Genomic DNA, 11,412 nt, shown 5'->3' on the forward strand with positions numbered 1-11,412 from the left:
AAGAAAAACCGCCGGACGCATGTCAGGCGGTTTCTTGTTTTCTGGCTTATGCAGCTCAGGCGGCGCGGCGATGATCCATGACCGCACGGCCTTCGTTGACACGGAAGCCGCGGATGAGGGCGAGAAGATCTTCCGTATCGGCGGCGAGCGTCTCGGCCGATGCGGTGGTCTCTTCGGCCATCGCAGCATTCTGCTGCGTGGCGGCATCCAGCTGGTTCATCGAAGAGGAGATCGAGCGCAGCGTCGTATCCTGCTCGGAGGCGCTGTGGGCGATCTTCGAGACGATTTCGTTGGCGGCCTTGATCTGGTTTGAAATGCGCTTCAGCGCTTCGCCTGCCTCACCCACGAGGCGAACGCCTTGATCGACCTGGCCGGAAGAGCGGGCGATCTGGTCCTTGATCTCCTTGGCGGCAGCTGCGGAGCGCTGGGCGAGTTCACGCACTTCCTGGGCGACGACGGCAAAACCCTTGCCGGATTCGCCGGCTCGGGCCGCCTCGACGCCGGCATTCAGCGCCAGAAGATTGGTCTGGAAGGCGATCTCGTCGATGACGCCGATGATCTTGCCGATCTCGGCCGACGACTTCTCGATGCCGCTCATCGCTTCGATTGCCTGGGCAACCACGGCATCGCTGCGCGATGCTTCGGCGCTGACGGCGTGCACGCGCTTGCTGGCCTCATCGGCGCCTTCCGCAGTCTGGCGGACAGCGACGGTGAGTTCATCGAGCGCTGCCGAGGTTTCCTCCAGGCTGGCGGCCTGGCGCTCGGTGCGCTGGGATAGTTCGTTGGAGGCGCGGCGGATCTCTTCCTTGCTGAGGCCGATGTCGTTGCCCTTGGCATTGACGCGTCCCATCGCGGCTTCGAGATGCGACAGCGCCTCGTTGAAGTTGTTGCGAAGGCCGGCATAGCTTGTGCCGAGATCGCCGCAGCGCACGGTGAGGTCGCCGCGGGCGAGGTCCTCGAGAGCCCGGCCGATGACGGAGACGACGCGCGCCTGTTCGTGGGCCTCATCCTGCTGCTGGCGCAAGTTTTGCTCACGCTCGTTGCTGATTTCCAGCTCCTGTGCCGCCTGGCGGTCGGCCAGCGCATGCCGCTCACGGACTTTTTCCTGCAGCGCCTGGGTCGCCTTGGCCATAAGGCCGATTTCGTTGCGCATTTCGGCATGCGGGATGGCCACCGTCACGTCTTCGTTGGCGACGGCCTTGAGGGCTGCATGGACGTCGGTCAGCGGCTTCGTGATGCCACGGATAAAGTAGAAGGCGGCGCCGACGCCGACCAGGAAGACGATGCCGCAGATCATGAGCGCACGCCACATGGTGGCATTGATCTGCGCCTCGAGGTCGTCCATGTAGACGCCGCAGCCGAGAACGAGCTGCCAGGGTGCGAAAGCCGCCGAGTAGCTGCCCTTCAGGAAGAAATCGCTGTCGGGATGGCCAGGCTTGTTCCAGTAATAAATGGTGCGCCCGCCGCCCTTGATGCCCTTTTCGACCATTTCCTTGCTGAAATGGGTGCCATTCTTATCGACCTGCGAAGACATGTCCTTGCCGATATTGACCGGGCTCGGATGAATGCGCTGGACTACATTGTAGTCGAAACCGAAGAGATAGCCTGATGGTGCGAAGCTGACATGCGATAGAACCTTGAAGGCTTCGGCCTGGGCCGCCTCATGCGTCATCTCGCCGGATTTTTCACGCTGGTAATATTGGTTCAAAACCGAGATGCCGGACTCGACCTGCGTGCGTAGCATGTCAAAGCGGTCGTCATAAATGGAGTCGGCCTGGGACCGGATCTGGAAATAAGTGGCCACTGCGAAGGCGGCCATCAGGACGCCGAACAGGGCAAATAGTTGATGTGAAATCTTGAGATTCTTCATGGTGCCTCCCACAGGGGTGAATACCGGTGCGGTTTCCTACCGCCTGTGCGATCGCCTGAGAGTTCCTCAATACGTTTGCCGCCGCTCGAATGACATGCTGCTGTCCGGTGGACATAAAATCATCGTTTATGTCTAAAAAAGCTTTAATTTTAAGGATTTGGTTGTATTTAATTTCAATTTAAACCGGTGATACGCGCAAGGGTAATAAGCAATACTTAATTTTACCTGGAAATAGCGCCGGTGATACGCTGGAATTCTCGGGCGGTTATTGTGCTTTATCGAATATGGGGGAAGATATATTTTCAAATATGAATATAGCGGACCTTCCACAAGCGGCCGAACGCCGCCGGGAGCGGCTTGTATGGCCTATTGGCGAAGCTGGAAGTCGGAAATATCGAGGGGCGCAGGTTCGCGAGGTGCGGAGGAGTTGGACACGGCTGCCGTCCGGGCTGTCATGTCGATGCCATCGACAGGTTCACCGGCTGCCGCGAGCGCCTCGGGCGTGGGCTTGCTGACGAAGGTAACAGGCGAACCGCCCATCCACGCTTCGGTGCGGACGACTCTTTTCTGACCGTCGATATTGCGCACGACGACGGATTGGGTGCCGGCTTCCAGCGTCGGCACGGCATATTCTCTTTCCGTGACCGGTGGCTTCAGCGGAGGGCAGTCGGCGCAGCTCTTGTCGATAATGCTGCCCCTTCCGCCGATCATCGTGCCATCGATCGGCAGGATCGACGAGGCCATGGCGGTACCGCCGGCCAATACACATGCCAAGGTCAGAAAAAAGGAACGCATAACTGTAAACTCCGCCTTTAGTGACGAAGACATTACGGGAGCTTTATTTCCATACCGTCAGCAGATTGGGTAAAATTTTAATGGACCAGCAATTGCAGAGCCGCGGTGATGTTTACTTTTCGCGTTCGACTGCACGCCAGCCGATATCGTTGCGATAGAAGCCGTTATCCCACTTGACCTTGCCGGCCAAGGCATAGGCGCGCTCTTTCGCTTCGCTCACCGTCTCGCCGGTTGCCGTGATGTTCAGTACCCGGCCGCCGGTCGCGACCAGCGCGCCGTCCTTCAGGCCTGTGCCGGCATGGAACACCTTCTCGCCTTCACGATCGGCTGGCAGCGCCGTGATCGGCGTGTTCTTGGCATAGGAGCCGGGATACCCCTTCGAGGCCATGACGACGGTCAGCGCCGGATCGTCGCTCCATTCGGCCGTTACCTGATCCAGCGTGCCGTTGGCGCAGGCAAGGAGCAGCGGCAGCAGGTCGCTCTTCAGGCGCATCATCAGCACCTGGCATTCCGGATCGCCGAAACGGACATTGTATTCGATGAGTTCAGGCCCATTGGCGGTGATCATCAGCCCGGCGAAGAAGACGCCGCTGAAAGGATGGCCGCTTTCCGCCATGCCGCGCATCGTCGGCTCGATGACCTCCTTCATGGTGCGCTCGATCATCTCCGCGGTCATGACGGGGGCGGGGGAATAGGCGCCCATTCCGCCGGTGTTCGGGCCGGTATCGCCGTCGCCGACGCGCTTGTGATCCTGCGCGGTCGCAAGCGCCAGCGCATGCTTGCCGTCGCAAAGGCAGAAGAAGCTCGCCTCCTCGCCATCGAGATAGGCCTCGACCACCACTTCCGCGCCGGCCTCGCCGAAGGCGCCCTCGAAACAATCGTCGATCGCGGCAAGCGCTTCATCGACGGTCATGGCGACGGTGACGCCCTTGCCCGCCGCAAGCCCATCCGCTTTCACCACGATCGGCGCTCCCTGGGCGCGGACGTAGGCTTTCGCCTTTGTTGCATTGTTGAAGCGCTGGTAGGCGCCGGTGGGAATATCGTAACGGGCACAGATATCCTTGGTGAAACCTTTGGACCCTTCGAGCTGGGCTGCGGCTGCGGAAGGGCCGAAGACGGCGATGCCGGCGGCGCGCAGCACATCGGCGATGCCGGCGACCAGCGGTGCCTCGGGGCCGACCACGACGAAGTCGATGCCCTTTTCCTTGCAGAAGGTGACGACAGCATCGTGATTGTCGATATCGAGCGCTACAATCTGTGCATGCTCGGCAATGCCGGGATTGCCGGGTGCGGCATAGAATTCCGTCATGAGAGGCGATTGCGCCAGCTTCCAGGCCAGTGCGTGTTCGCGTCCGCCCGATCCGATCAACAGAACTCTCATGGCTTGCCCTTTCCTTGCGTCCTTTTGCGCGGTTAAGCGGGGTTGGACCAAAGGTCAAGCGGCAAATCCTGTGGAGGCACCGCCGGCAATATTGCCATGCCTTTTTATCCCGCTAAGCAGGATGCTACTTCGCCCTACACGCCATCTCCGTGCCGGGATTGGCGTGTTCCGTGCCGAAACCGCTTCTTATGTCCGCGGGATCATGCTTATGGTCCCCTCACGATTGTCCAGTTCAGAGAGACACATGGCCGCTGATATCCGTTCCCTTGCCGCAACCATCGCCGCCGAGATCAATGCCCGCCCGGATCAGGCCAAGGCGGCCATCGAGCTTCTCGATGAAGGTGCGACCGTGCCCTTCATCGCCCGTTACCGCAAGGAAGTGACCGGCGGCCTCGATGATACCCAGCTTCGCACGCTGTCGGAACGTCTCGTTTATCTGCGCGAACTCGAAGGCCGCCGCGCCGCCATCATCGAATCCATCGCCGGCCAGGGCAAGATGACCGACGAGCTGATGGGCAAGATCGCCGTCGTCACCACCAAATCCGAATTGGAAGATCTTTATCTGCCCTTTAAACCGAAGCGCCGCACCCGCGCCGAGATTGCAAGAGAGCGCGGCCTCGGCCCCTTGGCCGACACGATCCTTGCGGATCGCTCCAAGGAGCCCGCGACTCTCGCCGAAGGCTTCATCACCGCCGATGTGCCTGATGTCAAAACGGCGCTGGAGGGTGCCCGCGATATCATCGCCGAAGGCATTGCCGAAAATGCAGATCTGCTTGGCAAGCTGCGCAACTACATGAAGACCAACGCAACGCTGAAGGCCGCTGTTGTCGATGGCAAGCAGGAGGCAGGCGCCAAGTTCTCGGATTATTTCGCGCATCAGGAGCGCTGGGCAACCGCGCCCGGCCATCGTGCGCTCGCCATGCTGCGCGGCTGGAACGAAGAGGTCCTGACGCTGACCATCGAGGTCGATGCCGATGCCGTCTCGCCCAACAAGCCGGTCGAACGCATGATCACTGCGGCCTACGACATCGGTTCGAGCCGGCCGGGCGACCGTTGGCTGACAGAAGTTGCAAGTTGGACCTGGCGTGTGAAGCTCTCCATGTCTCTGTCGCTCGACCTGATGCGCGAGCTGCGTGAACGTGCCGAAGAAGAAGCGATCCACGTCTTCGCCCGCAATCTGAAGGATCTGCTGCTGGCAGCGCCCGCGGGCTCGCGCGCCACCATGGGCCTCGATCCGGGCATCCGCACCGGCGTCAAGGTTGCGGTCGTCGACGGCACCGGCAAGCTGCTGGAAACGGCGACCGTCTATCCCTTTCCGCCGAAGAACGACGTGCGGGGCTCGCAGGCCGCACTTGCCTCGCTCATCCGCAAGCACAAGGTCGAACTGATCGCGATCGGCAACGGCACCGGCAGCCGCGAAACCGAAAAGCTGGTGGCCGACATGCTGGCCGAACTGCCGGCGCCGAAGCCGACCAAGGTCATCGTCTCCGAGGCCGGCGCATCGGTCTATTCCGCCTCGGAAGCGGCGGCGCTGGAATTCCCCGGCCTCGATGTCTCGTTACGCGGCGCCGTCTCCATCGCCCGCCGCCTGCAGGATCCGCTGGCCGAGCTGGTGAAGATCGAACCGAAGTCGATCGGCGTCGGACAGTACCAGCACGATGTCGACCAGCAGAAGCTGTCCCGCTCGCTGGATGCGGTGGTCGAAGACGCGGTGAATGCCGTCGGTGTCGATCTCAACACGGCCTCCGCGCCGCTGCTTGCCCGCGTCTCCGGTCTCGGACCGTCCATCGCCGAGGCGATCGTCAGGCATCGCGATGTCGAAGGCGCGTTCGAGACGCGGCGCGATCTCCTGAAGGTCGCGCGTCTCGGCCAGCGCACCTTCGAACAATGCGCCGGCTTCCTGCGCATTCCGAACGGCAAGGAGCCGCTCGACGCTTCTTCTGTGCATCCCGAAGCCTATGGCGTGGCCAAGAAGATCGTCGCCGCCTGCGGCCGCGATCTTCGCACGCTGATGGGCGATACGGCAACGCTGAAGGCAGTCGATCCGCGTCAGTTCATCGACGACAAATTCGGTCTGCCGACCGTGCGCGATATTATCGCCGAACTGGAAAAGCCGGGCCGCGATCCCCGCCCGAGCTTCAAGACCGCAACCTTTGCGGAGGGCGTGAACGAGATCAGCGATCTCAAGCCCGGAATGTTGCTGGAAGGCACCGTGACCAACGTCGCCGCCTTTGGCGCCTTCGTCGATATTGGCGTCCATCAGGACGGTTTGGTGCATGTCTCGCAATTGGCGGACCGCTTCATCAAGGACCCGCACGAGGTTGTGAAGGCCGGCGATGTAGTCAAGGTCAGGGTGGTGGAAGTCGATGCGAAGCGTAAGCGAATCGGCCTCTCCATGCGCAAAGATGGCAGCACTGTGGCAGCCCCGTCCGGACGGGATACACGCGAACAGGGTGGTGCGCGCAACGCTGGCGTTAGGGGAAATACCCGTCCGAAGGCCGAACAGCAGGGTAGTTTTGGCGCTGCTTTGGCGGACGCGCTCAAACGAAAATAAGGACTTAGCGGAATTTTATGCAAGAATGTCACACTCTGGCAGCGTTGTTGCCAGAGTGCCAATGACTGTCGACAGGTGAGCTTGCCACGACGCTGTGAGGCGTTAAAGTTGCCTTAATGTCATGTCATAACATTCGAGGCGTCCATGGCGTCGATCCTTTTTCCTCTCGTCCAGAAAATCATCCGTAAAGGTTCACTCAGGCTTACGCTCGCATCCGGCGAAACCCATATGGTCGGCGACGGAACCGGAGAGACGGTGGCCGTTCGTTTTGCCGATCAGCAGGCTGAAGACGCCGTCGCGCGCGATCCCACGCTCAAGCTCGGCGAAATGTATATGGAAGGCCGCTTCATCCTGGAGCAGGGGGACATCTACGAGTTCCTGTCGCTGGTGAAGCAGAATACCACCAATGAGGTCTTCGATTTCCGCATGGCGGCGCTGCTGATCGGCCGCATCGCCTGGCAGCAGATCAAGAGCCGCTCGCCGATCAACCGCAACAAATACAACGTTGCGCATCATTACGATCTGTCGGCAAAGCTGTTCGATCTCTTCCTCGATGAGGACTGGCAATATTCCTGCGCCTATTTCAACCCACCCGGCATCAGCCTTTATGAAGCGCAGCTGGCCAAGAAGCGCCATATCACCGCGAAGCTGCTGGTCGAGCCCGGGCAGAAGGTGCTGGAGATCGGTTCCGGCTGGGGCGGCATGGCCATGTATCTTGCCGAAGCCTATCCCGGCCTCGACGTGACGGGTATCACGCTTAGCGAGGAACAGCTGAAAGTATCGCGCGAGCGGGCGGCCAAGCGCGGCCTGTCCGATCGCGTCCGCTTCGAGCTGCAGGACTATCGCTACATGAGCGGCAAGAAGTTCGACCGTATCGTCTCGGTCGGCATGTTCGAGCATGTCGGCATCGGCGATTACGGCAAGTTCTTCCGCAAGGTGTCGGAACTGCTTGATGATAACGGCGTCATGCTGCTGCACTCCATCGCCCGCCCGAAGCCGAGCTTTGCCACCAACGCCTTCATCGAGAAGTATATTTTCCCCGGCGGCTACATCCCGTCGATCGGCGAAACCACGCCGCCGCTGGAAAAGGCAGGTTTGCTCACCAGGGATGTCGAAACCCTGCCGATGCATTATGCCTATACGCTGCGGCACTGGCGCAACCGTTTCGTGGCGCGCAAGGCCGACGCCGTCGCACTCTATGACGAGAAGTTCTTCCGCATGTGGGAGTTCTATCTGGCCGGTTCCGAAATGGGCTTCCGCTGGGATGAGCTCTTCATCATGCAGCTCCAGATTACCAAGAACCAGTTCGCCGTGCCGGATAATCGCAATTACATCGCGGAGCGCGAGGCGAAGCTGAAGGAATTCGAGGCGGGGCGCGCGCCTTTGGAGAAGGTGACGTTCTGAGCCTCTGTCATGGCGGCGTTTGATGAGGCCGGACCGTGGAAAGCTGCGGTCCGGCCTTTCTGTTCCTGCCTGCCGTCGCGAGGGTCGCTATCTGCCGACATGGACGGTGAAGGTGCCGTCCTGCACCGTACCGTCCGTATTCAGTCCCGTAAGGCGCAGGGTGAATTGGTCGGTGCCCGAGAAACCAGGATTCGGCGTATAGTAGACGATGTTACCCTGCACCGTCTTGCCCGAGCATAGATAGGCATTGCTGCCTTTTGGAAACTTCGCCGCGACCGGGCCGTGCTCGACGTCAACCTTGCCGTGGGCAGGCTGCTCGATGACGCCCGTATAGGGGAACCCTGCAAAGGTGCAGTCCTGTTTTACAAGCGAAGCACTCGTAATCTTGGTCTTTTTGCCCGGGGCGGCTCTTCCCGAAAAATGGCTTTGTTTTGCCCCGCCGATCGGAGTGCCGACACAGCCGGAAAGCGCCAGGCCGGCACCGAGGATCAGACCTAGGGAGATCAGGGATATGCTCTTCATTCGTTTCTCGTTTTTCGAGTTCGGGGGCTATGAGATGACGGGCACCTGGCAATTGCGACCATTACCCACGATTGAGACTCTATACAGAAATTAAATCAGCGCGATAGGCCGGCGCATGTCAAACGGCGTCTGGATTGGAGCAGCCTCAATTTGATGTTCCGACCGAATTCGCCGTCTTGTGGTTAAGAGAGCGGTAACGCGATCCGCATAATTTGCGGCAACTCTCGGGCCATGCGGCCTATTGTATTGCGTATCATGGAGTTTCGTTGTGTTTGCAAAGTTAAGGTTCCTTTTCATTGGCGGCCTCTCCGCCGTTGCTTATGCCGGCGCTGCCGAGGCGGGGGACGGCCAGCATTTGTGGTCGGGTGACTGGTACCTAAGCGTCGGTGCAGCCGGTTTCTCCGCACCGAAGTTCGAAGGCGGCAAACACAATAAGCTGCAATGGTCGCCGCTGGTATCCATCGGCCGGCAGGGTCCAGGCCCGCGCTTTTCCTCGCGTAACGACAATCCCTCCTTTGCCCTGATCGAAAGCGATGCATTTCGCATCGGTATCGTCGGCAAGTTCGTACCGAGCCGCGACAGCAGCGATGGCCGCGAACTGAGGGGATTGAAGAAGGTCCAGTGGGGTGTGGAAGCTGGCGGCTTTGCCGAAGCCTATCCCACGGACTGGCTGCGCGCCCGCGTCGAAGTTCGCCAGGGCATTCGCGCCCATAGCGGTGTCGTTGCCGATGCCGCGGTCGATGCCTTTACCGACATCACGCCGGAGCTTCGCGCCTCGGCCGGTCCGCGCATGACACTCGCCAGCAGCGACTATTTCGACACCTATTACGGCGTCAATGCGCGCGAATCGGCGGCCTCTGGCCTCAGTGGCTACAAGCCCGGTGGCGGCGTCAAATCCGTTGGTTTCGGCGGCGCCCTGACCTGGAAGGCTTCGCAGAACTGGACCACAAGCACCTTCCTCGAATATACCCGGCTCACCGGCCCGGCCGCCGACAGCAGCCTCGTGCGCGAGCGTGGCGACCGCAACCAGCTGCTGATCGGTGTCTCCGCCAGCTACAAGTTCAATTTTACGATGAACTGAGGAGCGACCTCGCCGCTTGACCTCCGGTGCCGGATGTCACTACTACTCGCCTATGCAAAAGACAGGCGACATCAACGGGCGCGTCGCTGACGCGCCATCCGGCAACTGGGTCTACCGCGTTCTGCCCCCGACGCTCCGGCCTTACGCCCAGCTTGCACGCTGGGACAGGCCGATTGGCTGGCAGCTTCTGATGTGGCCATGCTTCTGGTCCGTGGCGCTCGCGGCCAATGCCTCCCTCGCCACCGGGCAGGGTTCTCCCGGATTCGCGGTGATCTATCATCTCTTCCTCTATTTCGTCGGCGCCGTCGCAATGCGCGGCGCCGGCTGCGCCTATAATGACCTCGTCGATCACGAGATCGACATGTCCGTGGCGCGTACCCGCTCGCGCCCGCTGCCATCGGGCCGTGTGACACGCGCGCAGACCAAGGTGTTCATCGCGTTGCAGGCTCTGGTCGGCCTGCTGGTGCTGCTGCAGTTCAACTGGTTCGCCGTCGCGCTCGGCATTCTCTCGCTCGGCATCGTCGCGTTCTATCCCTTTGCCAAGCGCTTCACGGACTGGCCGCAATTCTTCCTTGGCCTTGCCTTTTCCTGGGGAGCGCTGATGGGCTGGGCCGGGCTTTTCGGCAGCCTGTCGCTTGCCCCGGTCGTGCTCTATCTCGCCGCCATCCTCTGGACCATCGGCTACGACACGATCTACGCGCATCAGGATAAGGAGGATGACGAGCTGATCGGGGTGCGCTCGACCGCGCGGCTTTTCGGCGATCAGACACGCCTCTGGCTGATCGGTCTCTATGGAGCGACGCTGCTTCTGATGTTGCTATCCTTTGCGCTCGCCGGTACAAGCTGGCTCGCCTATCTCGGCCTCGTCGTGGCCGGCGGCATGTTTGCCTACCAGATCGCCGTGCTCGACATCAACGATGGTGCGCAATGCCTTGCGCTGTTCAAGTCGAATAATCGCGTCGGCTTGATCATTTTTGCCGGGCTTTTCCTTTCGTTCCTGCTTCTTGCTTCCTGAAAACGCAAAGACACCGGCCGCGGAATTGCTTTTCCGCAGCCGGTTCCTGAGATATTCGGCTTTCGATCCCGATTGGCTCAATGCCTGGCGATGATCTCGCGGCCTTCGATCTTCATCTTGATGCCGAGCTTGCCGGTCGTGCGGCGCACGAGGAAGCGGGGGCGGCGATTTGCGAAATAGGAATGACGGCGACGCGGCTGGCTGTCCTGCGAGCGAACTCCGCCGAGATGTTCTTCCAGCGGACGGGCGACACCATCGGCTTCGATCATCAGCATCGGAATGCGGAAGGCTTCCGACCACGAGCGCCAGTCGGCGGCGATATCGCTCAAGTCATGTGCGACGAGAAGGGGGATGCAGAGATCCGGATCGGCGTGATGCAGTTCCAATGTCACGGTGACTTCGCCGTCGCCGTGGTCGATGGCGCGCGCCGCAACACCCTGAAAAGCACGTTTGGGCAAGGCGACGGACAGCGGCAGGCCGCTGGACGGCAGGATCTTGCGCAGCACAGCGCCGCGCTCATCGATCGTAATGGTGACATCACCCTCGGCACCTCGCATGGCGTAGCTGACCTGTTGCGGGAAGCGCGCCGGATCAAGCCGCAGTGTGGTTCCAGCCCAATCGGGCTTCAGGACGGTATTAGTCATCGATTTCTCTACCCTTGCTTTACCTGAGAGCCGGTTGTTCCGGTCTTCTCTCGGAGAACTTTTGTCCTCTCGTTGTTGGGCAGATTAGGCGCCGTCCCTTCCAGACAGCTTAAAAATCGAGGTTAAGAAAACTTTGCGTCCTCAAA

General features: G+C 60.6%; 9 protein-coding genes. 4 read left to right on the forward strand and 5 right to left on the reverse strand.

Annotated features, from left to right (window positions below; all coding sequences use genetic code 11):
* Nucleotides 1–55: 55 nt before the first annotated feature.
* From C7U61_RS03875 to purD, 3 genes are all read right to left on the reverse strand, one after another.
* Nucleotides 56–1,870 (reverse strand): methyl-accepting chemotaxis protein, encoded by a 1,815-nt coding sequence (locus tag C7U61_RS03875; protein WP_106996781.1) that lies wholly within the window; start codon nucleotides 1,868–1,870, stop codon nucleotides 56–58.
* Between the two features lie 366 nt (nucleotides 1,871–2,236).
* Nucleotides 2,237–2,665 carry a plant virulence effector HPE1-like domain-containing protein gene (locus C7U61_RS03880; protein ID WP_106996782.1) on the reverse strand — a complete coding sequence of 143 codons (429 nt, stop codon included), beginning with the start codon at nucleotides 2,663–2,665 and terminating at the stop codon, nucleotides 2,237–2,239.
* 112 nt (nucleotides 2,666–2,777) lie between these two features.
* Nucleotides 2,778–4,046 carry a phosphoribosylamine--glycine ligase gene (purD, locus tag C7U61_RS03885; RefSeq protein WP_106996783.1) on the reverse strand — a complete coding sequence of 423 codons (1,269 nt, stop codon included), beginning with the start codon at nucleotides 4,044–4,046 and terminating at the stop codon, nucleotides 2,778–2,780.
* A gap of 244 nt (nucleotides 4,047–4,290) precedes the next feature.
* On the opposite strand from purD, the gene C7U61_RS03890 reads away from it, so the two are divergent.
* Both C7U61_RS03890 and C7U61_RS03895 read left to right on the forward strand, forming a co-directional pair.
* Nucleotides 4,291–6,600 carry a Tex family protein gene (locus C7U61_RS03890; RefSeq protein ID WP_106996784.1) on the forward strand — a complete coding sequence of 770 codons (2,310 nt, stop codon included), beginning with the start codon at nucleotides 4,291–4,293 and terminating at the stop codon, nucleotides 6,598–6,600.
* A gap of 144 nt (nucleotides 6,601–6,744) precedes the next feature.
* The gene (locus C7U61_RS03895) at nucleotides 6,745–8,004 is read left to right on the forward strand and encodes a cyclopropane-fatty-acyl-phospholipid synthase family protein (RefSeq protein ID WP_106996785.1); all 1,260 of its coding nucleotides are present in this window, start codon (nucleotides 6,745–6,747) and stop codon (nucleotides 8,002–8,004) included.
* Nucleotides 8,005–8,091: 87 nt separating this feature from the next.
* Here the strand turns inward: C7U61_RS03895 and C7U61_RS03900 are convergent, their stop codons facing one another.
* Entirely contained in the window at nucleotides 8,092–8,526 is a 435-nt protein-coding gene (locus C7U61_RS03900) for a hypothetical protein (RefSeq protein ID WP_106996786.1), read from the reverse strand.
* Between the two features lie 295 nt (nucleotides 8,527–8,821).
* On the opposite strand from C7U61_RS03900, the gene C7U61_RS03905 reads away from it, so the two are divergent.
* A complete protein-coding gene (locus C7U61_RS03905; protein WP_245410736.1) occupies nucleotides 8,822–9,607 on the forward strand; it encodes a MipA/OmpV family protein in 786 nt (261 codons plus the stop codon).
* A gap of 52 nt (nucleotides 9,608–9,659) precedes the next feature.
* On the forward strand, nucleotides 9,660–10,622 hold the full coding sequence (gene ubiA, locus C7U61_RS03910; protein ID WP_106996788.1) for a 4-hydroxybenzoate octaprenyltransferase: 963 nt from the start codon (nucleotides 9,660–9,662) through the stop codon (nucleotides 10,620–10,622).
* A gap of 77 nt (nucleotides 10,623–10,699) precedes the next feature.
* Here ubiA and C7U61_RS03915 read toward each other — a convergent pair whose 3' ends face one another.
* On the reverse strand, nucleotides 10,700–11,266 hold the full coding sequence (locus C7U61_RS03915) for a DUF6101 family protein (protein WP_106996789.1): 567 nt from the start codon (nucleotides 11,264–11,266) through the stop codon (nucleotides 10,700–10,702).
* Nucleotides 11,267–11,412 lie beyond the last annotated feature (146 nt).

Origin of the sequence: Rhizobium sp. JAB6 (genome assembly GCF_003024605.1) — a bacterium.
In the GTDB taxonomy this organism is placed as follows: Bacteria; Pseudomonadota; Alphaproteobacteria; order Rhizobiales; family Rhizobiaceae; genus Rhizobium.